The following is a 21,356-nucleotide window of genomic DNA, read 5'->3' as shown; positions in this document are numbered from 1 at the left end:
CGGGTCGGGCGGAAGTTGGGATTCGTCTATTGTAAACGTGCCGCGTCCGCCATGCGCGCCCTGACGAGCTCCAGCCAGGCGCGCGCCGCGAACGACAGCCGCCCGCCCCGGCGCCAGGCCAGCATCAAATTCCACTCCACGGGCGGGCCGTCCAAGGGAATCACGTCAAATTGCGCGGCATCAAGCGTATCGCAATACATCTTCGGCAGCAGGCACACACCCACGCCCAGCCGCACCAGCGAGGCGATAAAGTCCCACTGACCGCTGCGGCCCGTGATGCGCGGCGCGAAACCGGCGCGCTGGCAGGCATCCTGCACGATGTCGTTGAGGGCAAATGCGGCGCCGTAGAAAATGAAGGGGCTGTCGGCCAGCTCGGCCAGGGCGACGGCAGCGCGGCCCTGCCACGGCGAGCCAGGCGCGGCCAGCAGGCACAGCGGCGAGCGCACGAGGGGCAAGGCTTCGAAATCCTGCCAGGTGGCCGCATTGCCCGGGTAGTCGAGCATGGTGCCCAGTTCCACCGTGCCGGTGCGCAAGTCGCGCTCGATGGCCTGCGTGCCGCTCTCGTACATTTTCAGCTCGATGCCCGGATAGCGCTGGTGGTATTCGGCCAGCCATGGCGCCAGAGTCGAGTGCGTCTGCGGCGACACGCCGACCCGCAATTCTCCCCGCTCCAGTTCTTGCAGGTCGCGCAATTCCACCTTCAGCTCCGCGTGCAGGGCCAGCAGCTCATGCGCGCGCGACAGCACCACCTTGCCGGCGTCCGTCAGGGTAAAACGCTTGCCCGCGCGGTCGAGCAAGGCCAGGTCCAGCGATTGCTCCAGCTGGGCAATCATCTTGCTGACGGTGGGCTGGGTCACGTGCAGCCTGGCGGCCGCCCGCGTAAAACTGTTCTGTTCGACCACTTCGACGAAGTAGCGCAGGGAGCGGATATCCATGATGCATTCCAATACCGAATGATAATCATGAGTTTAAGTCATTTTATCTTTTGATGTGGGCTCACTACAATGAAAACCTCCCCAGCCGTTTGAAAGCTCGCCGTGAAAGCCGTCCCTTGTTCCACCGCCGCCCTGCCCTCCGCCCCCGTCTGGCGCCAGCCCGCGCAGACCGCGTGGCAAGTGGGTATCTTGATTGCCGCCTGGTGGCTGGCCGACGCGGCCGCGTCCGCCCTGCACTTGCCGTTTTCGGGCGGCGTCGTGGGCCTGTTCGTGCTGGTGGCCCTGCTGCTGGCGGGCTGGGTGCGCCCCAGCGCCATCGAACTGGGCGCGAACTGGCTGCTGGCCAATATGCTGCTGTTCTTCATACCGCTGGTGGTATCAGTGGTGCAATTTACGCAACTGTTGAAGTCGCAGGGCTTGATGCTGTTCGTAAATATCGGCCTGGGCTTTGCCAGCGTGATGCTGGCCACGGCGCTGACGGTGGAATGGGTATGCCGCTATGAACGCAAGCTGCGCCTGAATAAACTGCTGCGCCAGCGCAGAGCCCGGGCGGCAGCATGAGCACCCTGCTGCTGTCGCTGCTGTTTTTGCTGCTGACCCTGGTGCTGTTCTATGCCAACCAGGCCGTGCACCGCCGCCATCCGCACTTCTTGCTGACGCCCGCCATCTGCACCTCGGCGATATTGATCGTCATCGTGCAGGCCACGTCGACGCCGTTCGCCACGTATTTCGGCGAGACGCGCTGGCTGCCGTGGCTGCTGGGTCCGGCCACCATCGCGTTTGCGCTGCCCATCTTCCAGGAGCGCAAGCTGATCCGCAAGCATTGGCTGGCCTTGTCGCTGGGCAGCTGCGCCGGCATCGTGGCATCGGTCGCCGCCACCCTGCTGCTGGACCGGGTATTTGGCGTGCACGGCGACATGGCGCGCAGCCTGCTGGCCCGTTCCGTGTCGACGCCGTTCGCGCTGGAAGCGTCGCGCCACATGGGCGGCTCGGCGCAGTTGACGGGCATCTTCGTGGTGATGACGGGCTTGTTCGGCTTGATGCTGGGCAAGCCGTTGTTAAAACTGCTGCCCTTGCGCATGCGCATCGCCCGCGGCGCCCCATACGGCGCGGCCGCGCACGGCTTTGGCTTGTCCGTGGCGCGCCGCGTGGGCACGGAAGAAGGCGCAGTGGCCAGCTTGACGATGATCTTTTCCGGCGTCGTGACGGTGCTGCTGGCGCCGCTGCTGGGACATTTGCTGGGCTAGCTGCCCGCTTGCAGCGCCTGCATGCCATGCACGATCAGGTCGATTCCCGCCAGGAAATCCGCGCGGTCGTCGTGCGCGCGCAGCTGGCCCGCCACCTTGCGGGCAAACGGAAACGCCTGCGCATCGAGGCGTGACCAGGCGCCCGCCAGGGTGTCGAGGAAATGCGCGCGTTCCAGGCCCCGTTCCCGGGCGATGACGGCATTGGCCGCATTCTGCCCGCTCACGCCCAGCAGATAATTGAGCAAGGCGCAAGCCGCCATCCACTGCCGGTCCTGCGGCACGCCCAGCGCATCGACCTGCCGGCCCAGGCGTTCCAGGATGCGCACGGTCGGCAGCTGGCCCGGCGCGCGCGACAGGGCCGAGCCCAGCCACGGATGCGCATCCATGGCCTCGAACATGGCCAGCGCCACGGCGCGGATGCCCGCCTGCGGCGTATCGCCGGACGGGGCGGCCTGCATGGCGCGGGCGACGATGGCGTCGCTGGCGGCCGTGAACAGGTCGTCCTTGTCGGCCACGTGCCAGTAGATGGCACCCGCCCCCGTCGCCAGGCGCGCGGCCAGGGCGCGGAAGGTCAGGCCGCCCTCGCCCGCCGTGTCGAGCAGGGCGATGGCGGCGTCGATGATGGTGTCGCGCGTCAGCGAGTCGGCGCGTCGTGGTGGGGTCGTTACGGTATGGGGCATAGCCTATCTTGACACAGATGCTGGCTTGCCGCAAAATTCCTCTGGAACGTTGTTCCATCATTGTTTTGAAAACCATCTGAAGGATCACCATGCATATCGCCATCATCGGCGCGGGCCTGGGCGGGCTGATGCTCGCCCGCGTGCTGCACGTCCACGGCATCGCCGCCACCGTGTATGAAGCGGATGCATCGCCGCAGGCGCGCCGCCAGGGCGGCATGCTCGATATCCACGAAGAAAGCGGCCAGCAAGCGCTGCGGGCGGCCGGCCTGCATGACGCCTTCCGCGCCCTCATCCATGCGGGCGGCGAAGCGAGCCGCGTGCTCGACCAGCACGGCACGGTTCTGCACGACGAAGGCGACGACGGCACGGGCGGCCGCCCCGAAGTGCCGCGCGGCGAGCTGCGCCGCATGCTGCTCGATGCCTTGCCTGACGGCTGCGTGCGCTGGGGCCACAAATTGACAGGCATCGCAACGCTGGACGGCGGCCAACACCTTTTACACTTTGCGCATGGCGCCACGGCGGCCAGCGACCTGCTGGTGGGCGCGGACGGCGCCTGGTCCCGGGTGCGGCCGCTGCTCTCCAGCGCGCAGCCCGCCTACAGCGGCATTGTTTTCATTGAAACGTATCTGTTCGACAGCGACCGCCGCCATCCGGCCAGCGCGCAAGCCGTGGGCGCCGGCGCCCTGTTCGCGCTGGCGCCAGGCAAGGGCATCCAGGCCCACCGCGAAGCCGATGGCGTGCTGCATGCGTATGTGGCCCTGAGTCAACCCGAGGAGTGGCTGGCAGGCATCAATTTTGCCGACCCGGCCGCCGCGCGGGCAGCCATCGCCGCCCAGTTTGCCGGCTGGACGCCGGCGCTCACGGCCCTGATCACGGACGCGGACACGCCGCCCGTGCCCCGTCCCGTGCATATGCTGCCCGCCGGCCACCGCTGGCAGCGCGTGGCGGGCGTGACCTTGCTGGGCGACGCGGCCCATCTGATGGCCCCGGCTGGAGAAGGCGCCAACCTGGCCATGCTGGACGGCGCCGAGCTGGCGCAGGCGCTTGCCGCGCACCCAAGCGACGTGGCGGCGGCCCTGCTGGCGTATGAAACGGCCCTGTTTGCGCGCAGCAGCGCGGCCGCGGCCGAGTCGGAGCGCATCCTGCGCCTGTGCTTCGGCGACGATGCCCCGCACAGCCTGGTGCAGTTCTTCACGGGCATGCGGGACGCCGGCCCGGCACGCGAAGTGTGAAAGGCGGCGCCAAAGCCCCACGCCGGCGGCCTTTATCGGGGATAATACGTCTTTCCCCATTCCAAGCAGCCGCGCCACGATGAAATACCCCGCAGTCCTTCCCTTCAGCGACATCCTGCCACGCCTGCATGAATTCGACGCCATCATCGACGTGCGCAGCCCGTCCGAGTTCGCGGAAGATCATTTGCCGGGCGCCATCAACCTGCCCGTGCTCGACGACGAACAGCGCGTGCGCGTCGGCACCCTGTATAAACAGACCAGTGCCTTCGAAGCGAAGAAGCTGGGTGCGGCGCTGGTGGCGAAGAATATCGCGCGGCATATCGAAGACGGTTTCCTCGCTCATCCGCAGCATTGGAAGCCGCTCGTCTACTGCTGGCGCGGCGGCAACCGCAGCGGCGCCATGGCGCACATCCTGGCGCGCATCGGCTGGCCCGTCACGCAGCTCGACGGCGGCTACAAGGATTACCGGCGCCACGTGAACGCCGAACTGGCCACCCTGCCCGAGCGTTTCGACTTCATCAACGTGCTGTGCGGCCCGACAGGCAGCGGCAAGAGCCGCTTGCTGCAAGTGCTGGACAAGCAAGGCGCGCAAGTGATCGACCTGGAACAATTGGCAGCGCACCGCGGTTCCGTGCTGGGCGGCTTGCCCGAGGAAGACCAGCCCTCGCAAAAGGCGTTCGAAAGCGCGCTGTGGCAGCAGTTGCGCCAGTTCGACCCGGCATTGCCCGTCTTCATCGAATCGGAAAGCAAGAAAGTGGGCCGCGTGCGCGTGCCCGACGCGCTGATGGACAAGATGCGCGCGGCCGCCTGCACGGACGTGCGGCTCGATACGGCCCAGCGCGTGCAATTGCTGATGCAGGACTATGCGCATTTCGTCGGCGATGCACAGCGCCTGAACGTGCAGCTGGCCCTGTTGACGCAGCTGCATGGCAAGGAGAAAATTGCCCATTGGCAGCAGCTGGCGACGGCAGGCCAGATGGCCGAACTGGTGGAAGAACTGCTGGTCCAGCATTACGACCCCGTCTACCGGCAATCGATCGCCCGCAACTTCAGCCGCTACGCCCAGGCGACGCCGCTGGTCTTGCCCGATATTTCAGAACATGCCTTTGAGCAAGCCGCGCGCGCATTATGTGCTATCGTCGGCGAACCCCGTACCGCCAGCGCCGCGTAAGCGCCGGCGCAGCTTTTAGTGACCTTTTTGAGCAGGATGACGACCATGTCCGATAGCGCAGCAACATCCAATACACCCATCCGATTGACCGAATTTGCCCATGGCGGCGGCTGCGGCTGCAAGATTGCGCCCGGCGTGCTGGCCGACATCTTAAAGGGCAGCGGTGGCTTTCCCCTGCCGAAGGAATTGCTGGTCGGCATAGAAACCTCCGACGACGCGGCCGTCTACCAGCTCAACGACGAGCAGGCGCTGATCGCCACGACCGATTTCTTCATGCCCATCGTCGACGATCCCTTCGACTTCGGCCGCATCGCCGCCACCAACGCCATTTCCGACGTGTACGCGATGGGCGGCACGCCCATCATGGCGCTGGCCCTGGTCGGCATGCCGATCAACAAGCTGCCCGTGGAAACCATCGGCCTCATCTTGAAAGGCGGCGAAACCATCTGCGCCCAGGCCGGCATCCCCATCGCGGGCGGCCACACCATCGATTCCGTCGAGCCGATCTACGGCCTCGTCGTGCTGGGCCTGGTGCATCCGTCGCAAGTGAAGCGCAACGCGGGCGCGCGCGCCGGCGATAAACTGGTATTGGGCAAGCCGATCGGCGTGGGCATCCTGTCGGCCGCGCTGAAGAAGAATGCGCTCGACGCGGACGGCTACGCCTCGCTGATCGACAACACCACCAAATTGAATACCCCGGGCAAGAAACTGGCCCTGCTCGACGGCGTGCATGCGCTGACGGACGTGACGGGCTTCGGCTTGCTGGGCCACACCCTGGAACTGGCGCGCGGCGCCAAGTTGCAGGCGCGTATCGCCATGGCTGACGTGCCGCTGCTGCCGCAAGTGCAGCAACTGGCGCAGAATGGCAACATCACGGGCGCCTCGGGCCGCAACTGGCAGGGCTACGGCGCGCAAGTGGCGCTGGACGGCAGCCTCAGCGCCATCGACAAGGCGATCCTGACGGACCCGCAAACGGCCGGCCCCCTGCTGGTGGCGTGTGCGCCGGAAGCCGTCGAGCAAGTGCTGGCGATTTTCCGCGCCGAAGGCTTTGGCGACGCCGTCGTCATCGGCGAGATGCAGGATGGCACGACCGGTGTTTCCGTATATTAATGAACAATCTTTCAAAGGCATTCCCATGACCACGTTCTCCAACAAGTTCCCCGCCATCCTGGCCACCGTCGCCGCCACCCTGGCCATCCACAGCGGCCTGGCGCAGGCGCAGCAGGTATTGCGTGTGTCCGCCATCCCCGACGAAGCGCCGACGGAATTGCAGCGCAAGTTCAAGCCGCTGGGCAGCTATCTGGAGAAAAAGCTGGGCATGAAGGTGGAATTTACGCCCGTCACCGATTACGCAGCCTCCGTGGAAGGCTTGATCAATCACAAGCTCGACATGGTCTGGTTCGGCGGTTTTACTTTCGTGCAAGCCAACGTGCGCAGCGGCGGCAAGATCGTGCCGCTGGTGCAGCGCGAGGAAGACACGAAATTCCGCTCCGTGTTCGTGACCACCAGCAAGGACATCAACCAATTGTCTGACCTGAAAGGCAAGAACTTCACATTCGGCTCGGAATCGTCGACCTCGGGCCACTTGATGCCCCGTTACTACTTGCTGGCCGCCAAGATCAACCCGGACACGGACATGAAGCGCATCGCGTTCTCGGGCGCGCATGACGCCACCGTGGCCGCCGTCGCCGGCGGCAAGGTCGATGCGGGCACCTTGAACATTTCCGTGTGGGAAAAGCTGGTCGAAGCGAAAAAGGTCGACCCAGCCAAGGTGCGCGTGTTCTACACGACACCGGGCTACTACGATTACAACTGGAGCGTGCGCGCCGACATGAATCCCGTCGTGCGCAAGAAGCTGACGGACGCCTTCCTGGCGCTGGACCCATCGACGGCCGAAGGCAAGGAAATCCTCGAGCTGCAGCGCGCCACCAAGTTCATTCCGACCAAGGCCGAGAACTACAAGGATATCGAAGCGGCCGCGCGCGATGCGAAGCTGTTGAAGTAAACGACGTCGACGCGTTTTATCGTAGGTCGGATTAGCGGCAAAGCCGCGTAATCCGACACAAGCGATAATGCCAACAATGTTGTCGGATTACGGCCTCCGGCCTAATCCGACCTACGCTGCCGTCGCATGGCGTCATCCGACACACCACCGCCCCCCCCACACCGAACATCGCATGACATTCCAACTTCACAAGGTCTGCGTCCACCACGCGGGTGCCGCCGGCAGTGCGCTGGCCCTGCGCGACGTGGACCTGGACGTGGCCCAGGGCGAACAGATCGCCCTGATCGGCCCTTCCGGCGCCGGCAAGACCAGCTTGCTGCACACCTTGGCCTGCGCGCTGCGCCCTGAGTCCGGCAGCTTGAGCATACTCGGCAGTTCTCCCTGGCAACTTGCCAACGGCGAACGCCACGCCTTGCGCGCGCGCCTGTTTTTGGCGCCGCAAACGCCGCCGCTGCCGCCGCGCCAGCGCGTCGTCAACGCCGTGCTGGCGGGCCGCTTGCCGCAATGGAGCTTGTGGACGGCCATCCGCTCGCTGCTGGCACCCGTCGATCCGCGCGCCGCGTGGGAGGCTTTAGGTAAATTCAATCTGCAGGATAAGCTGTACGCCAGGGTCGACCGCCTGTCCGGCGGCGAACGCCAGCGCTGCGGCATGGCGCGCGCGCTCGTGTCGGATGCGCAACTCTTCCTCGTCGACGAACCGCTGTCCGCGCTCGACCCCACCTTGGCCTTGCGGACGATCCATGTGCTGCAGGCGGAAGCGACGGCGCGCAACGCCACCCTGATCTGCAGCCTGCACCAGGTGGACATCGCGCGCGCCTGCTTTACGCGCATCGTCGCCTTGCGCGACGGCCAGATCGTCTTCGACCTGCCTGGCTCCGAGGTCAGCGACGCCATGATCGCCGAACTGTACCGCAACGAGGCCGATCCTGCGCCCCAGTTCGAATCGGTCGCAGCGCAACTGGACGCCGCGAGGCCCCTTTGCTGAAGAATACCGCCATGCCGCGCGATCCCGCCTGGCGCGGCCGCCTGGCCATCACGGTCGTGGTCCTGCTCGTGCTGTGGCCGATGCTGGTGCAGGCCGAGTTCAAGCCGTGGATACTCTGGGATGCGCAAAGCCTGGCGGCCACCTGGCAGTTTATTTCCAGCTTCGTGCCGCCCGCCCACACGCCGGAATTTTTGCAACTGGTGGCCACGTCCGCCTGGGAAACCATCGCCATGGCCACGGCAGGCATGGCGCTGGCCATGCTGGGGGCCATCCCCTTGACCTTGCTGGTGACGGAGCGTTTGTCGATTTCGCGCATCGGCTCCGGCCAGGTGTCGCCGCTGGCCGCCAGCGTGCGCCATTGCGTGCGCGCGCTGCTGGTGCTGCTGCGCAGCGTGCCTGAACTCGTGTGGGCATTGTTATTGGTGCGCATCGTGGGACTGGGGCCGACGGCCGGCGTGATCGCCATCGCCCTCACGTATTGCGGCATGCTGGGCAAGGTGTACGCGGAAATCCTCGAATCGTCGGATGCGTCCGCCTGCAACGCTTTACTGCACAACGGCAGCGGCAGATTAAAGGCCTTGCTGTACGGCGCCCTGCCCGAATCGGCCGCCGAACTGGTGTCGTACACGATCTACCGCTGGGAATGCGCGATCCGCGGCTCCGTCGTCATGGGGTTTGTCGGCGCGGGCGGCCTGGGCCAGCGCATGGATGAATCGATGAAGATGATGGCAGGCAATGAGCTGGCCACCATGCTGATGGTGTTCGTGCTGCTGGTGGCGGGCGCCGATGCCGTGTCCGCCATGCTGCGCCGGAGGCTGGCATGAAGGGCGACACATCCATGCTCCCGGTTTCCCCTCCCGTGCGCTGGTCGACCTGGGCCTTGCTGGCCGGTTTAGTGCTGCTGGTCATCGCCAGCTTCGCCACCCTGCCCCTGAAATGGGGAGAATTCTTCAGCGCCGACGCCGTGCGCACGAGCGCCGATTTCCTGCACGGCTTCGCCCCGCCCGAGCTGGCCAGCCCCTTCCTGATGAAAGTCGGCGTGGCCACGTTCGAAACCCTGGCCATGTCGGCCATCGGCACGGTGATCGCCGCCCTGCTGGGCGCGCTGCTGGCCCTGCCCGCCAGCGGCCGTTTTGGTCACTTGGCGCGCAACGCCACGCGTGGCGTGTTGAATGTGCTGCGCTCGATCCCGGAACTGGTGTGGGCCTCGATCCTGCTGATCGCCGCCGGCCTGGGCCCGTTCGCAGGCACCCTGGCGCTGGCCCTGCACACGGTGGGCGTGCTGGGCCGTTTGTTTGCCGATGCCTTTGAAAATTGCCCGCCCTTGCCGGCCGCCACCCTGCGCATCAACGGCGCCCGCCCCGCCGTGGCTTTTTTGTACGCGACCTTGCCGCAGTGCGGGCCGCAGATGATGTCCTACACCCTGTACCGCTGGGAGAACAATATCCGCGCCGCCGCCATCCTCGGCGTCGTCGGCGCGGGCGGCCTGGGGCAGATGCTGAAGTACCATTTGTCGCTGTTCCAGATGCAGAACGCCGCCACCGTCATCGTCGCCATGCTGCTGATGGTGGCCGCCGTCGATGGCCTCAGCTACCTGCTGCGCCGCGCCATGACCCGTTAATTTTCACTTTTCACAAGGAATACCCATGTCAGGCTGGTGGACGATTATCTCGACGGAAACGCCGGAGCAAATGGCCGATATGACGAAAGTCAACAAGGATGCGTTTCTCGCCAGCTGGGAAGCGGGCCTGTTCGGCGCCGACTGGATCGCGCAATTGTGCCAGCAAGGCAAGGCGACTCAGCTGGCCTTCAACGGCTTTCCCAACCGCTACACGGCCCAGGCCGGCGTCATCGCGCCCCTGCTGCTGGCGGGCATCGCCGAAGCGCAGGAGGGCGAGTTTCCGCAAGATCAGCTGACGGGCTGGCCCGGCAGCATTACCGTGTATCCGCAGCGTATTGCCGCGTGCACGCCCGGGCAACTGCTGAGCATTGAAGTGTGGGACCAATCTTAGGTCGCACGCAACAAATACGAATGCGCAAGCCCGCGTACCTGTTAATATTGCCAAATACTTAAATGGCGGGCGACGCATGGAGCGTAGCGCCACGCCATTCAAGCATATGTGACGTATTTTCCTGCACCGCAGGCCACTTTTGCATAGGCTGTCAACACCATGAAAAAACTGCTCCTGGGCGCCCTCGCCGCCTGCTGCTCGCTGCACGCCGCCGCCGCCCCCGTCGAAGACTTTATTGGAACCTGGAAACTGGAACGCACCACCGTGCCCAATTATGTCGTCATCAGGCAGGAAGGCGAGCGGCTCGTGGCGCTGCGCTACGCGCGCAATGTGCTGACCAACAAGATCACCGAGCGGCGCTATCCCGCCAGCTATGCGAACGGCGACGTCACCATCGCTGCGGGCGAGACAGTCATCGAGGCGCGCAGCGTGAACGACGTGGCGACCGTCAAGATGCTGGCGGAAGCGTACAAGAAGATTTCCTCGTCCACGGCCGTGCCCACAAGTGAAGAAATGTCACAGATTTGAACCGCATCATCATCCGCCCCACCAGCGCCGCCGACTGGCCGGCGCTGAAGTCCACGCGCCTGGCCGCGCTGCTCGATGCCCCCACGGCCTTTGGCGCCAGCCACGCCAGCGCGGCCCGTTTTTCCGATGCCGACTGGCGGCAGCGCGCCGTCAGCACGCCGCAGCGCACGTTTTTCCTTGCCTTTGATGGAGAACAAGCCATCGGCCTGGCCGCGCAAGTGGTGGCCGGCAATGGCGAGTGCCATTTGATCGCCATGTGGGTACAGTCCGCATATCGCGGCCTGGACGTGGCACAAGGCCTGGTCGACGCCGTGAAACAATGCGCGGTGGACAATGGCCATTCCCGGCTGGTACTCGACGTCGCGCCCGAGAATGCCCGCGCGGCAGCGTTCTATCAGAAACAGGGCTTTGTGTTCTTGCCGGAATGGGAAGCGCTGGAAAGCCATCCGCATATTCAGGTGCAGAAGATGGAGTGGCGGGTGCCGGCATAATGGCCTTATTTTGTTATGTATCCGGCGGCCAGTCCGGCGGCTATGCGATATCTTGCCATCGAATCCGGGAAAACAGCGGTTTCAAGCACTTCATTCATCCCAATTGACGCTCTGTCTTAAAAACCTGCTCGTCCCTGTGTTTTTTTCTACACTCACGTTTTCATTGATGAATAGAAAGATCGGGTATGCGTGCCATTAAAAGAGCGGGGCTTCTGCTGTGTTTGTGCGGTGCTGCGGCGCAGGCCTGCGCTGATACGGAACCAGCCGCGGAACAGGCCAGCCAGGAGGCGGCGGCGTCCGTCAACGTAAAAGGCATGCGGGATCCGGACTGGAAGCCCTACAGTGCCATGCTCAAGGGCGTCGAACGCTTCGAGGAAAAGCATGCGCTGGCGCCCGGCACTGAGTTGAAATTCATCCTGGAGCCGCGCCGTGCCGACGTTGACATGCATGGCATCGCGCTCAGGCTGGAAAGCGACGAGGCGGGCATGGCGATACCGTTGGAGGAGCGCAATATCTTCAGCTTGCCCGTCGGACAGGGTCCGCTGTACGACAAGGCCGAGCTGACAGTGAACCGCAAGGCGGGCTCGGTCAGGTGGATTCCCTACGTCAGGAGCCCGGCGACCAGCGACACGCTGCGCCGTCTGGGCGACTTGCGGCTGGCCTGCGAAGTCCATTGGGCCATCGACAAGGATACCTTGCCTTTCGCCATGCGCACCATGATGAGCGCAATGGGCGGGCCCTGCAATTTTGTGTCGCAGAAAGGCACCTACAGCTTTGCCGAGGGGCGGCGCATCACGGCTGCGACGATCAGTTTCAACGGCAAAAGCGCGCCCGTGCCATTCAGCGGCTCGTCGTTCACGCCGCCGTTGCGGGAGCAGGACTGGAGCGACGACAGTACGATCGAACTGACATTCGAGAACGACCACACTGCGCAGTGACTACCGAAATGTCTACTTGACCCGCTGCTTCTCCAGCTTGCGCGCCAGGGTGCGCCGGTGCATGCCCAGCCTTCTCGCCGTTTCCGAGATATTGAAATCCGTCTCGGCCAGCATTTCGTGGATGCGTTCCCATTCCAGGGTCTTGATGTTGGTGGCGCGATTCGTCAGTTCGATGTCGGCGTTGCCGGCCACATGGCCGAAGGCCGCTTCGATGTCGTCCGTGTTCGACGGTTTCGCCAGGTACTGGCAGGCGCCCAGCTTGATGGCTTCGACGGCCGTGCCGATGCTGGCGTAGCCCGTCAGCACGACGATCAGCATTTCCGGGTCGTGCTGGTGCAGCATCTGCACGCAGGCCAGGCCGGACGTATTGCCATTGAGTTTCAAATCGACGACGGCGTAGTCGGGGCAATGCTGCTCCAGCAAGGCGCTCGCCTCGTCGAAATTGGTGGCCAGGATGACCTGGTAGCCGCGCCGTTCGAACGAGCGGCCCAGGGTGCGGGCAAACGCGGCATCGTCTTCCACGATCAGTAACAGACGGTCATCCTGCATGGTGGTCGCTTTCTCTTTCCAGTTTGATGGCCGCCAGCGGCAAGGCCAGGTGCACCACCGCCCCGCCCTGCACCCGGTTGCGCGCCGTCACCGTGCCGCCCAGGGTACGCGCGACATTGACCACCAGGAACAGACCCAGGCCGCCGCCGGGCTTGCCCTTGCTGCTTTGATATGGCTTGCCCAGGTGCGTCAGCATCGACGGCTCGAAGCCGGGGCCCGCATCGGTAACGACCAGGTGCAGGGCGTCCGCTTCGCGCGTCGCTTCGAAGCGCAGCCACTCGGGCGACGCTTCCAGCGCATTGTCGAGCACGTTGCAGATGGTTTGTTTCAGGGTCGAATCGAAGACGACGGGCACGTCGTGCTCGATGCGGTTATCGTACTCGAAATCCTGGATCGGGCGGCTGCTGCGCCACTCGTCGACCAGGTCGTTGAGGAAGGTATTGATCGTCGTTTTCACGGAAGATTCCCCGCGCGCCTCGCCCGCCGACAACAGAATGCCGCTGACGATGCTCTTGCAGCGCTGCAATTGCGCCTGCATTTCCGTGATTTCTTCCAGCAATTCGCTGTTTTTGCTCAGTTCCGGCATGCGGCGCCAGTCGCCGAGGATGACGGACAAGGTCGCCAGCGGCGTGCCCAGCTCGTGCGCGGCGCCCGAGGCCAGCAGGCCCATGCGGATAATGTGCTCTTCTTCCGCCGCGCGCTGGCGCAAATCGGCCACCTTGGCGTCGCCGGCGCGCTGGTTGCGGTTGATGCGCGTGATGAACACCACCAGCAAGGCGGCGTTCAAAATAAAACAGATCAGCAGGCCCTGCACGTACAGGCTGGAAAAGCCCCGTTCGGGGTCGATCGGCAGGATCAGGGGGCCCGGCAGCAAGGCCAGGCCGGCCAGGCACAGGCTGGTAATGGCCACCATGATCCAGGTCGACCACACTTCCAGCAGCACGGCGCTGAGGATGACTTGCAGTAAGTACAGGAAGGCAAACGGGTTGCTGATGCCGCCGCTCAGGTAGAGCTGGGCCGTCAGCACGGTGACGTCGACCAGCAGGGCCAGAAACAGGGCCGTATTGGAAACGGGCTGGCGTTCGTGCCAGCGCAAGAGGCTGGCCAGATTGAAGGCGATCAGGCAGGACAGCACTTCGAGCATGTAGGGCACGGGCAAGGCGATGCCCAGTCCCACGCCCACGCCGAAGATGGTGCTGATCTGGCCGATCACGGCCAGCCAGCGCAGCTGGATCAGCAGCTTCATGTTCTGGTGGCCGGCCGGATGTTCCATCTCGGCCGCCACCGTACCGCGCTCCAGTACTTCGCGGTTGGGCAGGATTTCAATCCTGCCCGGCATGGTCGCTTTCTTGCGTGGCGGCGCTACGGCGCGCGCGGCGGCGCTTGTCCTCGCGCACGATCCACCACGTGATGCCGGCCACCATCAGGGCCAGGGCGAACCAGGTCAGCGCATACACGAGATGGTTGTTGTGGAAGGAGATCACGGTCAGGCCGCCGACGGGGGCGTCAACGGCCGTTTCCGATTTTTCCTTCGCATCGACGAAATACGGCGCCACGTTGGTGAGCATGTGCGAGGCGGCGATGGCGGCCACGTCGCGCGAATACCAGTGCTGCGTGGCGGGACTGTTTTCACGCAGGAAACCGCCGCCCGTCTCGCTGACGCGCAGCAAGCCGTCGACCTCGACGATGCCGGGCGGCGTGCCGGCGGCGATGCCGGCGCGCTTGGCCACGAAACCGCGGTTGACGAGTACGGTGCTGCCGTCGGTCAGGCGCAAGGGCGTGATTAACCAATAGCCGCTGCCCAATGCCGTCGTTGCCTGCACCAGGGTATTCAAAATGGGGAGATAGGTACCGGAGAGTCGCACGTGGCGGTATTCATCCGTTTGTGGCGTGATGCTGACCCAGGCTGCGGGTCCAGGCGCGTCCGTTGCGGGCGCATGTACGCGTTGTTCGACGCGCTCGATCAGGTCAAGCTTCCAGAACAGGCGCTTGACTTGCCAGGTGCCCAGGGCACAGAAACCGGCAAACAAGATCCCCGCCAGCAAGGCTAGCGCATACCGCACAGCCATGCCGCGTGGGCCTGGCGCGGCATCTTGCGATGCGGCGCCAGGGGCGCGCCCGGTGTTGCTTGGGCGCGTATTACTCATCATGGAGCCGTTTTCGTATGCATGTACTCAGGCATCAGATCCGGCATCATGTTGTGGTTCATGTGGTACATGACCCACAGGGAACCGGCCATGGCGATACCCACGATCATGATCGTGAAGATCAGCGCCATCATGTTCCAGCCGCCTTCGGACTTGGTGTTCATGTGCAGGAAGTACACCATGTGCACCACCACTTGAACGGCCGCGAACGCCAGCAGGACCAGACCCATGGTGCCCGAGTTGGTGATGGCTTTCGTCATCACCAGCCAGAACGGAATGGCCGTCAGGATCACCGACAGGATGAAACCGATGGCGTAGCTTTTCAGGCTGCCATGATCGTGGTTGTCATGGTGGTGGCTATCGCCGTGTGTGTGGTGGTCGCTCATGGCAGCACTCCCATCAGGTAGACAAAGGTGAAGACGCCGATCCAGATGACGTCCAGGAAGTGCCAGAACAGCGACAGGCACATCATGCGGCGGCCGTTTTCCGGGGTCAGGCCATGCTTGTTCAACTGGAACATCAAGGTCACGAGCCAGATCACGCCGAACGTCACGTGCAAGCCGTGGGTACCGACCAGGGCAAAGAACGACGACAGGAACGCGCTGCGTTGCGGACCGGCGCCTTCGTGGATCAGATGCATGAATTCATACATTTCCAGCGACAGGAAGGCCAGGCCGAACAGGCCCGTGATGCCCAGCCAGACCAGGGTGCTGCGCAATTGCTTGCGCTGCATGGCCAGCATGGCGAAGCCGTAGGTGATCGACGACAGCAGCAGCATGGCCGTGTTGACGGCCACCAGCGGCAGGTCGAACAGCGCGGCGCCCGTCGGGCCGTCCGCATAGCTGCGGCCCAGCACTGCATAGGTGGCGAACAGACAGGCGAAGATCAGGCAATCGCTCATCAGGTAGAGCCAGAAACCCAGCAGGCTGCCGTTTTCCGGGTGGTGCTCGCGCACAAAGTAGCTGCGCGTGCTTGGTGCGGCGCCAGCGGCGCCGGTGTTATGGGCGATGGTATCAGACATGGCTGCTCAGCAATTTAGTATAAGCGTCTTCGGTACGGACCACTTCTTCCGCAGGAATGTAGTAATCGCGCTTGTAGTTAAAGGTATGGACGATGATGGTGACCATCATGATCACGAAGCCAATGCTGGCGACGAGCCACATTTGCCAGATCAGGCCAAAACCGACCAGTGCGGACAGTGCGGCGATCACGAAACCAGCCCAGGTGTTCTTCGGCATGTGGATCTTCGTGAAACCGGACGTCGGACGCTGGTAACCGTGTTTCTTCATGTCAGTCCATGCATCGAGTTCGTGCACTTGTGGCGTGAAGGCGAAATTATAGTCTGGCGGTGGCGACGACGTCGACCATTCCAGCGTACGGCCGCCCCATGGGTCGCCGGTGACGTCGCGCAGGGCGTGACGGTTGCGGAAACTGACATAGAACTGCATCAGCAGGGAACCGATGCCCAGCGCGATCGAGACGGCGCCGAACCAGGCGATGATGGTCCAGATTTGCAGCGACGGATCTTCAAAGTGGTTGACACGGCGGGTCACGCCCATCAGGCCCAGCACGTACAGCGGCATGAAGGCCAGGTAGAAGCCGACGAACCAGAACCAGAACGAGCACTTGCCCCAGAACACGTCGAGCTTGTAGCCGAAGGCTTTCGGGTACCAGTAGTTAATTGCAGCAAATACACCGAACACCACGCCGCCGATAATCACGTTATGGAAGTGGGCGATCAGGAACAGGCTGTTATGCAGCACGAAGTCCGCTGGCGGTACGGCCAGCAGCACGCCGGTCATGCCGCCGATGGTGAAGGTGACCATGAAGCCGATCGTCCACAGCATCGGCAGTTCGAAGCGGATACGGCCGCGGTACATGGTAAACAGCCAGTTGAAGATCTTCGCGCCCGTCGGGATCGAAATGATCATCGTCGTGATGCCGAAGAAGGAGTTGACGCTGGCGCCCGAACCCATGGTGAAGAAGTGATGCAGCCATACCAGGTAGGACAAGATCATGATGACGCAGGTCGCGTACACCATCGAGGCGTAGCCGAACAGACGCTTGCTGCTGAACGTGGCGACCACTTCCGAGAACACGCCGAACAGCGGCAGGATCAGGATGTAGACTTCCGGGTGACCCCAGATCCAGATCAGGTTGACGTACATCATGGCGTTGCCGCCCAGTTCCGTCGTGAAGAAGTTAAAGCCGGCAACGCGGTCCAGCGACAGCATGGCCAATACAGCCGTCAGCACCGGGAAGGCGGCGACGATCAGGATGTTGGTGCACAGCGCGGTCCAGGTGAAGACGGGCATTTTCATCCAGGTCATGCCAGGCGCGCGCATCTTGACGATGGTGGCGATCAGGTTGACACCGGACAATAGCGTCCCGACCCCGGCAATCTGCAAGGACCAGATGTAATAGTCTACCCCCACGTCCGGACTGCCGACGATGCCCGACAGCGGCGGATAGGCCAGCCAGCCCGTGCGGGCGAATTCGCCGACGAACAGCGAAGCCATCACCAGGACGGCGCCCATGGTGGTCATCCAGAAGCTGAAGTTGTTAAGGAAAGGGAAAGCCACGTCGCGCGCGCCGATCTGCAGCGGCACCACGTAGTTCATCAGACCCGTCACGAAAGGCATCGCGACGAAGAAGATCATGATCACGCCGTGGGCGGTGAAGATCTGGTCGTAGTGATGCGGTGGCAGGAAGCCGGCATTGTCGCCAAAGGCGATCGCCTGCTGGGTACGCATCATCAGCGCGTCGGCAAAGCCGCGCAGCAGCATGACGAGGCCCAGGATCATGTACATGATACCGATTTTTTTATGGTCGATACTGGTGATCCAGTCGCGCCACAGGGTACCCCAGACGCGGAAATACGTCAGTGCCGCAACGAGTGCGATACCGCCCAGGGCGACCATGGCAAAGGTCACCAGCAGGATAGGTTCGTGAAATGGAATTGCATCCCAAGTCAGACGGCCGAATATAAGCTTCGTCAGATCAATATGGTCTAGCATTGTTACTCTCAGAGAAAAAAGGGAGGCGCCAGGCAAGCGGCGCCAGTATCTGCAGCGCAATGCGCTGCGGGATTCATGCAGTCGTTACTTGGCTTGAACGCCCTTTTCAACCACTGCATCGCTAGCGACTACTGCCGTTACGGCCGCTACCGGGCTTTTTGCCATCGTCAATTTGTATGGCTCGACCGGCGTCACGCACAGGGCGTCGGAAACGATGGTGCGGTTCAGGATTGCCTTGTACAGATCGTTAGGCACGGCGCTGTAACGGCGCACCGGATCGCGTTCGCTAGGCTGGGCCAGCGACAGGTAGTCGTCGCGGTTCAGCGCGCCGCCACCGGCACGTGCCGATTCCACCCATTTGTCGAAGTCCGCATCGTTGACGCCGTGGAACTTGAAGCGCATGCCCGAGAAACCGGCACCGCTGTAGTTCGCGGAGAAGCCTTTATAGACACCCGGCTTGTTGATGACGGCATTCAACTGCGTTTCCATGCCCGGCATGGCGTAGATCTGACCTGCCAGTGCGGGGATGAAGAAGGAGTTCATGACGGACGACGCGGTGATCTTGAAGCGGATCGGACGATCGACGGGCGCGTACAGTTCATTCACGGAAGCGATGCCTTGCTCCGGGTAGATGAACAGCCATTTCCAGTCCAGGGCCACGACTTCGACGATCATCGGCTTGTGGCTGGCGGGAATGGGACGGTTGGCGTCGATACGGCTCAATGGGCGGTATGGATCGAGGGTGTGGGTGCTGATCCAGGTCAGCAGGCCCAGCACGATGATGATCAGCAGGGGCGCGCCCCAGATAATCAGCTCGAGGCGAGTCGAGTGGTCCCAGTCCGGCTCGTATTTGGCCGCGGTGTTGTTTTTTCTATAGCGCCATGCGAACAGCAGGGTCAGGGCGATTACCGGAACGATAATCAACAGCATCAGCAATGTCGAGATGACAATCAGATTGCCTTGCTGAACTGCGATGTCGCCAGACGGATTCAGTACCACCGTATTGCAACCAGCCAACAATGCGAGAGGTAAAAGAAGCAGTCCGCGACGAACTTTTAATGAAAACATACAGGAAAGTCCAGTACAGGGGATGAAGATATGGTACTGTATTCTCACTGGAGCGCACTGGCAATTGGACGTTTTGTCCTACCCCTTGCTCGGACTTTCACTTGGTAGTCGAGGACTTCTCCTACAACTATCTAATGAATAGTCCTGCTCCGGGCGTGAGACACCCGGGGTAAGTTACGCGTTGGCCGAACTCGAAACGATATTGGAGACGATCATCATGTCCAGCACGCGCACACACAGCGGCGATGTACCCGCCGACTTTTCCCCCCATTCCCTGCGCGACGCACGCGGGGCCGGCACGGTCGAATCGCATATCGACCCCGGTGAGATCGCCGTCGGCGTGATCATCGGCCGCGCTTCCGAATACTTTGACTTCTTTGTCTACGCCATCGCCTCGGTGCTGGTGTTTCCGCGCGTCTTCTTCCCGTTCGAGGAACGCCTGGAGGGAACCTTATATGCGTTCCTGATCTTCTCGTTCGCCTTCATCGCCCGTCCGTTCGGCACCGTGATCTTCATGGAGATCCAGCGCCGCATGGGGCGCAGCGCCAAGCTGACGTTCGCCCTCTTCCTCCTGGGCGTGTCGACGGCCGGCATCGCCTTCCTGCCGACGTACTCCCACCTGGGCTTTGCCGCCATCATCTGGCTGTCCGTGCTGCGCATCGGCCAGGGTGTGGCCCTGGGCGGCTCGTGGGATGGCTTGCCGTCGCTGCTGGCCCTGAACGCGCCGGAAAACAAGCGCGGCTGGTACGCCATGCTGGGCCAGCTGGGCGCGCCCACCGGCTTCCTGATCGCCGCCGGCCTGTTCTGGTTCATGCTGACCAGCCTGACGGATGAAGACTTCCTCGACTGGGGCTGGCGCTATCCCTTCTATGTGGCCTTCGCCATCAACGTGGTCGCCCTGTTTGCCCGTCTGCGCCTGGTGTCGACGAATGAATATGCGCGCCTGCTCGACGAACGCGAACTGCAGCCCGTGAGCGTGTTTGAAATGAGCCGCGGCCAGGGCCGCAACGTGCTGATCGGCGCACTCGCAGCGCTGGCCAGCTATGCGCTGTTCCACCTGGTCACCGTGTTCCCGCTGTCGTGGATTTCCGTCTACCAGACGCGTTCGGCCCCGGACTTCCTGCAAATCCAGATGATAGGCGCCGTGCTGGCCGCCGTCGGCGTCGTGATTTCCGGCTTGCTGGCCGATAAAGTGGGCCGCCGCACCACCCTGGGCGTGCTGGCCGTACTGATCGCCATCTTCAGCGCCTTCGTGCCGACCCTGATGGGCGGCGGCAATACGGGCCAGGACGTGTTCATCCTCGTGGGCTTCAGCCTGCTGGGCCTGTCCTACGGCCAGGCTGCCGGCGCCGTGACGGCCAACTTCCCTGCCCGCTTCCGCTATACGGGCGCGGCCCTGACGTCCGACCTGGCCTGGCTGGTCGGTGCCGGCTTCGCGCCGCTGGTGGCGCTGGGTCTGTCGGCCAACTTCGGCCTCGCCTATGTCAGCTTCTACCTGCTGTCGGGCGCCGTCGCCTCGCTGGCCGCCCTGAGCCTGAACCGGGCGCTGGAAATCCGCGACTGACATATATATAGTGTGTGTAGCGCACACTGCACTGAAAAAACGCCGGCACCGTCCGGCGTTTTTTCATGCCCCGGCCAGGCTTACTGTATCGCCAGCTGCCGCCCGCCCGTGCCTTCCTTCTTCGGCAATTCCAGCAGCAGCACGCCATTTTCATAGCGCGCCTGCGCACCGGCCTCGTCCACCTCGTGCGGCAGCACGAAGCTGCGGTATTGCTGGCCGTACTCGCGTTCGCTGCGCACGGTCTTGCCGCCGCCGTCGCGCGTCACCCTTTCATCCTTGAGTTCGGCACTGATGGAGACGCGGTTGCCGTCGATGGAGACCTTGATGTCGTCCTTGTTGACGCCTGGAATGTCTGCCTGCACCTGATAGGCTTGCTCGGTTTCGGAAATGTCGACACGCATGCGTGACGAACCCGCATCGCGCAGGCGCAAGGCGGGCGCGAAAAAGTCATGCATGAAATCTTCCATGTCGCTGAACGGGTCGAAACGTGCCAGCGGGTTTTGCGGATCGCGACGGGTCAATTGATTAGCCATGATGTCCTCCTGCAAGGGCTGGTTTGCACACGGCGGTCATCCGCGGGGACGCCGCCACCTCCTGCATCTTAGGATGCGAACCGCTTGTCTCTTTGATCTGCCTCAATCGCGGCCAGCTTGATTTTCCCCGAAGATCATCTGTGCGCTGGCGCGCTTTGCACCGCCTTGCGAGTCGGCAATTTGGCGCAAGGCTGTTATGCTAGCGCACGCTATGCTTGGCCACAAGAAATCTTGCATTTCAATTAAAATTGACT

At 63.2% G+C, this 21,356-nt stretch carries 24 protein-coding genes; 14 read left to right on the top strand and 10 right to left on the bottom strand.

Going from position 1 to position 21,356, the window contains the following annotated elements:
* Window positions 1-26 precede the first annotated feature (26 nt).
* Window positions 27-935, bottom strand: a complete 909-nt coding sequence (locus AC0V2Y_RS21985; protein WP_475413815.1) for a LysR substrate-binding domain-containing protein — start codon at window positions 933-935, stop codon at window positions 27-29.
* Window positions 936-1,037: 102 nt separating this feature from the next.
* On the opposite strand from AC0V2Y_RS21985, the gene AC0V2Y_RS21980 reads away from it, so the two are divergent.
* Window positions 1,038-1,496 (top strand): CidA/LrgA family protein, encoded by a 459-nt coding sequence (locus tag AC0V2Y_RS21980; protein ID WP_475413816.1) that lies wholly within the window; start codon window positions 1,038-1,040, stop codon window positions 1,494-1,496.
* On the top strand, window positions 1,493-2,182 hold the full coding sequence (locus AC0V2Y_RS21975; RefSeq protein ID WP_070288450.1) for an LrgB family protein: 690 nt from the start codon (window positions 1,493-1,495) through the stop codon (window positions 2,180-2,182). The genes AC0V2Y_RS21980 and AC0V2Y_RS21975 overlap by 4 nt, the downstream gene beginning before the upstream one ends.
* On the opposite strand, the gene AC0V2Y_RS21970 is transcribed toward AC0V2Y_RS21975, so the two are convergent.
* Window positions 2,179-2,862 (bottom strand): TetR/AcrR family transcriptional regulator, encoded by a 684-nt coding sequence (locus AC0V2Y_RS21970; protein ID WP_475413817.1) that lies wholly within the window; start codon window positions 2,860-2,862, stop codon window positions 2,179-2,181. The two genes, AC0V2Y_RS21975 and AC0V2Y_RS21970, sit on opposite strands and share 4 nt — an antisense overlap.
* An 89-nt stretch (window positions 2,863-2,951) precedes the next feature.
* Between AC0V2Y_RS21970 and AC0V2Y_RS21965 the strand changes: the two genes are divergently transcribed.
* From AC0V2Y_RS21965 to AC0V2Y_RS21915, 11 genes are all read left to right on the top strand, one after another.
* Window positions 2,952-4,094, top strand: a complete 1,143-nt coding sequence (locus AC0V2Y_RS21965) for an FAD-dependent oxidoreductase (RefSeq protein ID WP_475413818.1) — start codon at window positions 2,952-2,954, stop codon at window positions 4,092-4,094.
* Window positions 4,095-4,173: 79 nt separating this feature from the next.
* Window positions 4,174-5,265, top strand: coding sequence for a tRNA 2-selenouridine(34) synthase MnmH (gene mnmH, locus AC0V2Y_RS21960; protein WP_475413819.1), 1,092 nt, complete (start codon window positions 4,174-4,176; stop codon window positions 5,263-5,265).
* A gap of 45 nt (window positions 5,266-5,310) precedes the next feature.
* Entirely contained in the window at window positions 5,311-6,375 is a 1,065-nt protein-coding gene (gene selD, locus AC0V2Y_RS21955) for a selenide, water dikinase SelD (RefSeq protein ID WP_475413820.1), read from the top strand.
* 25 nt (window positions 6,376-6,400) lie between these two features.
* A complete protein-coding gene (locus tag AC0V2Y_RS21950) occupies window positions 6,401-7,270 on the top strand; it encodes a putative selenate ABC transporter substrate-binding protein (RefSeq protein WP_076568598.1) in 870 nt (289 codons plus the stop codon).
* A gap of 172 nt (window positions 7,271-7,442) precedes the next feature.
* Entirely contained in the window at window positions 7,443-8,255 is an 813-nt protein-coding gene (locus tag AC0V2Y_RS21945) for a phosphonate ABC transporter ATP-binding protein (protein WP_475413821.1), read from the top strand.
* An 11-nt stretch (window positions 8,256-8,266) separates the two neighbouring features.
* A complete protein-coding gene (locus AC0V2Y_RS21940) occupies window positions 8,267-9,079 on the top strand; it encodes a PhnE/PtxC family ABC transporter permease (RefSeq protein WP_475413822.1) in 813 nt (270 codons plus the stop codon).
* On the top strand, window positions 9,076-9,876 hold the full coding sequence (gene phnE / locus AC0V2Y_RS21935; RefSeq protein ID WP_475413823.1) for a phosphonate ABC transporter, permease protein PhnE: 801 nt from the start codon (window positions 9,076-9,078) through the stop codon (window positions 9,874-9,876). Before AC0V2Y_RS21940 ends, phnE begins: the two co-directional genes overlap by 4 nt.
* 25 nt (window positions 9,877-9,901) lie before the next feature.
* Entirely contained in the window at window positions 9,902-10,267 is a 366-nt protein-coding gene (locus tag AC0V2Y_RS21930) for a hypothetical protein (RefSeq protein WP_475413824.1), read from the top strand.
* 159 nt (window positions 10,268-10,426) lie between these two features.
* Window positions 10,427-10,795 carry a hypothetical protein gene (locus tag AC0V2Y_RS21925; protein ID WP_475413825.1) on the top strand — a complete coding sequence of 123 codons (369 nt, stop codon included), beginning with the start codon at window positions 10,427-10,429 and terminating at the stop codon, window positions 10,793-10,795.
* Window positions 10,792-11,286, top strand: a complete 495-nt coding sequence (locus tag AC0V2Y_RS21920; protein ID WP_475413826.1) for an N-acetyltransferase family protein — start codon at window positions 10,792-10,794, stop codon at window positions 11,284-11,286. The genes AC0V2Y_RS21925 and AC0V2Y_RS21920 overlap by 4 nt, the downstream gene beginning before the upstream one ends.
* 185 nt (window positions 11,287-11,471) lie before the next feature.
* Entirely contained in the window at window positions 11,472-12,224 is a 753-nt protein-coding gene (locus AC0V2Y_RS21915; RefSeq protein WP_475413827.1) for a hypothetical protein, read from the top strand.
* Window positions 12,225-12,236: 12 nt separating this feature from the next.
* Here AC0V2Y_RS21915 and AC0V2Y_RS21910 read toward each other — a convergent pair whose 3' ends face one another.
* From AC0V2Y_RS21910 to cyoA, 7 genes are all read right to left on the bottom strand, one after another.
* Window positions 12,237-12,773, bottom strand: coding sequence for a response regulator transcription factor (locus AC0V2Y_RS21910; RefSeq protein WP_034788474.1), 537 nt, complete (start codon window positions 12,771-12,773; stop codon window positions 12,237-12,239).
* Window positions 12,763-14,112: an ATP-binding protein gene (locus AC0V2Y_RS21905; RefSeq protein ID WP_475413828.1), complete on the bottom strand. Its 1,350-nt coding sequence runs from the start codon at window positions 14,110-14,112 to the stop codon at window positions 12,763-12,765. Before AC0V2Y_RS21905 ends, AC0V2Y_RS21910 begins: the two co-directional genes overlap by 11 nt.
* Window positions 14,096-14,923, bottom strand: a complete 828-nt coding sequence (locus tag AC0V2Y_RS21900; protein ID WP_475413829.1) for an SURF1 family protein — start codon at window positions 14,921-14,923, stop codon at window positions 14,096-14,098. Before AC0V2Y_RS21900 ends, AC0V2Y_RS21905 begins: the two co-directional genes overlap by 17 nt.
* On the bottom strand, window positions 14,920-15,306 hold the full coding sequence (gene cyoD / locus AC0V2Y_RS21895) for a cytochrome o ubiquinol oxidase subunit IV (protein WP_034788483.1): 387 nt from the start codon (window positions 15,304-15,306) through the stop codon (window positions 14,920-14,922). The genes AC0V2Y_RS21900 and cyoD overlap by 4 nt, the downstream gene beginning before the upstream one ends.
* On the bottom strand, window positions 15,303-15,941 hold the full coding sequence (cyoC, locus tag AC0V2Y_RS21890) for a cytochrome o ubiquinol oxidase subunit III (RefSeq protein WP_475413830.1): 639 nt from the start codon (window positions 15,939-15,941) through the stop codon (window positions 15,303-15,305). The genes cyoD and cyoC overlap by 4 nt, the downstream gene beginning before the upstream one ends.
* On the bottom strand, window positions 15,934-17,937 hold the full coding sequence (gene cyoB, locus AC0V2Y_RS21885) for a cytochrome o ubiquinol oxidase subunit I (RefSeq protein WP_475413831.1): 2,004 nt from the start codon (window positions 17,935-17,937) through the stop codon (window positions 15,934-15,936). The genes cyoC and cyoB overlap by 8 nt, the downstream gene beginning before the upstream one ends.
* An 84-nt stretch (window positions 17,938-18,021) precedes the next feature.
* The gene (gene cyoA, locus AC0V2Y_RS21880) at window positions 18,022-19,005 is read right to left on the bottom strand and encodes a ubiquinol oxidase subunit II (protein WP_230537640.1); all 984 of its coding nucleotides are present in this window, start codon (window positions 19,003-19,005) and stop codon (window positions 18,022-18,024) included.
* A gap of 217 nt (window positions 19,006-19,222) precedes the next feature.
* On the opposite strand from cyoA, the gene AC0V2Y_RS21875 reads away from it, so the two are divergent.
* Entirely contained in the window at window positions 19,223-20,569 is a 1,347-nt protein-coding gene (locus AC0V2Y_RS21875; RefSeq protein WP_475413832.1) for an MFS transporter, read from the top strand.
* An 80-nt stretch (window positions 20,570-20,649) separates the two neighbouring features.
* On the opposite strand, the gene AC0V2Y_RS21870 is transcribed toward AC0V2Y_RS21875, so the two are convergent.
* A complete protein-coding gene (locus AC0V2Y_RS21870; protein ID WP_475413833.1) occupies window positions 20,650-21,102 on the bottom strand; it encodes an Hsp20/alpha crystallin family protein in 453 nt (150 codons plus the stop codon).
* Window positions 21,103-21,356 lie beyond the last annotated feature (254 nt).

Source organism: Janthinobacterium sp. BHSEK (assembly GCF_056174685.1).
This window is presented reverse-complemented; position numbering and strand designations above follow the sequence as displayed.

Coding starts and splice junctions, on each gene's coding strand:
- AC0V2Y_RS21985 (WP_475413815.1), bottom strand. CDS start 935: ATGGATATCCGCTCCCTGCGCTACTTCGTCGAAGTGGTCGAACAGAAC.
- AC0V2Y_RS21975 (WP_070288450.1), top strand. CDS start 1,493: ATGAGCACCCTGCTGCTGTCGCTGCTGTTTTTGCTGCTGACCCTGGTG.
- AC0V2Y_RS21970 (WP_475413817.1), bottom strand. CDS start 2,862: ATGCCCCATACCGTAACGACCCCACCACGACGCGCCGACTCGCTGACG.
- AC0V2Y_RS21965 (WP_475413818.1), top strand. CDS start 2,952: ATGCATATCGCCATCATCGGCGCGGGCCTGGGCGGGCTGATGCTCGCC.
- mnmH (WP_475413819.1), top strand. CDS start 4,174: ATGAAATACCCCGCAGTCCTTCCCTTCAGCGACATCCTGCCACGCCTG.
- selD (WP_475413820.1), top strand. CDS start 5,311: ATGTCCGATAGCGCAGCAACATCCAATACACCCATCCGATTGACCGAA.
- AC0V2Y_RS21950 (WP_076568598.1), top strand. CDS start 6,401: ATGACCACGTTCTCCAACAAGTTCCCCGCCATCCTGGCCACCGTCGCC.
- AC0V2Y_RS21945 (WP_475413821.1), top strand. CDS start 7,443: ATGACATTCCAACTTCACAAGGTCTGCGTCCACCACGCGGGTGCCGCC.
- AC0V2Y_RS21940 (WP_475413822.1), top strand. CDS start 8,267: ATGCCGCGCGATCCCGCCTGGCGCGGCCGCCTGGCCATCACGGTCGTG.
- phnE (WP_475413823.1), top strand. CDS start 9,076: ATGAAGGGCGACACATCCATGCTCCCGGTTTCCCCTCCCGTGCGCTGG.
- AC0V2Y_RS21930 (WP_475413824.1), top strand. CDS start 9,902: ATGTCAGGCTGGTGGACGATTATCTCGACGGAAACGCCGGAGCAAATG.
- AC0V2Y_RS21925 (WP_475413825.1), top strand. CDS start 10,427: ATGAAAAAACTGCTCCTGGGCGCCCTCGCCGCCTGCTGCTCGCTGCAC.
- AC0V2Y_RS21915 (WP_475413827.1), top strand. CDS start 11,472: ATGCGTGCCATTAAAAGAGCGGGGCTTCTGCTGTGTTTGTGCGGTGCT.
- AC0V2Y_RS21910 (WP_034788474.1), bottom strand. CDS start 12,773: ATGCAGGATGACCGTCTGTTACTGATCGTGGAAGACGATGCCGCGTTT.
- AC0V2Y_RS21905 (WP_475413828.1), bottom strand. CDS start 14,112: ATGCCGGGCAGGATTGAAATCCTGCCCAACCGCGAAGTACTGGAGCGC.
- AC0V2Y_RS21900 (WP_475413829.1), bottom strand. CDS start 14,923: ATGATGAGTAATACGCGCCCAAGCAACACCGGGCGCGCCCCTGGCGCC.
- cyoD (WP_034788483.1), bottom strand. CDS start 15,306: ATGAGCGACCACCACACACACGGCGATAGCCACCACCATGACAACCAC.
- cyoC (WP_475413830.1), bottom strand. CDS start 15,941: ATGTCTGATACCATCGCCCATAACACCGGCGCCGCTGGCGCCGCACCA.
- cyoB (WP_475413831.1), bottom strand. CDS start 17,937: ATGCTAGACCATATTGATCTGACGAAGCTTATATTCGGCCGTCTGACT.
- cyoA (WP_230537640.1), bottom strand. CDS start 19,005: ATGTTTTCATTAAAAGTTCGTCGCGGACTGCTTCTTTTACCTCTCGCA.
- AC0V2Y_RS21875 (WP_475413832.1), top strand. CDS start 19,223: ATGTCCAGCACGCGCACACACAGCGGCGATGTACCCGCCGACTTTTCC.
- AC0V2Y_RS21870 (WP_475413833.1), bottom strand. CDS start 21,102: ATGGCTAATCAATTGACCCGTCGCGATCCGCAAAACCCGCTGGCACGT.